This window comes from Alteromonas sp. ABV4_515, from assembly GCF_056160345.1.
The window spans coordinates 1-441 of record NZ_JBSWWZ010000034.1; the positions used below are offsets into that span (position 1 = coordinate 1).

Annotated in this window: 1 protein-coding gene; it reads left to right on the forward strand. The window is 57.6% G+C overall.

The features are described from left to right. Positions 1-441 (forward strand): Ig-like domain-containing protein (locus ACXAGX_RS20545; RefSeq protein WP_474840708.1); only part of this gene is annotated, 441 nt, incomplete at both ends.

A 441-nucleotide genomic window follows, 5' to 3' on the forward strand; every position in this document is an offset into this window, starting at 1 on the left:
ACGGCGACGCCCAAACCTTCACGGCAACGGTACAGCCAGACGGTTCATTCAGCGCTGATGTCCCTGCGGATATGGCCGACGGTGCTTATACTGTTGAAGCCACCGCTACCGATGATGCGGGTAATGCCACTACGGCTACCGACAATAACGGCGAAATCGACACCGCTGCACCAACCATTACATTGGATGCGCAGACGACAGGTAACGACGCCACGCCAACGGTATCAGGCACAACCGATTTACCTGCCGGTGAAACTGTGTCGATCACGGTGACCGACGCTAACGGCGATGCCCAAACCTTTACCGCAACCGTACAGCCTGATGGCTCGTTCAGCGCTGATGTCCCCGCAGACATGGCCGACGGTGCTTATACCGTTGAAGCCACTGCCACCGATGCTGCCGGTAACGCCACTACGGCTACCGACAACAACGGTGAAATCG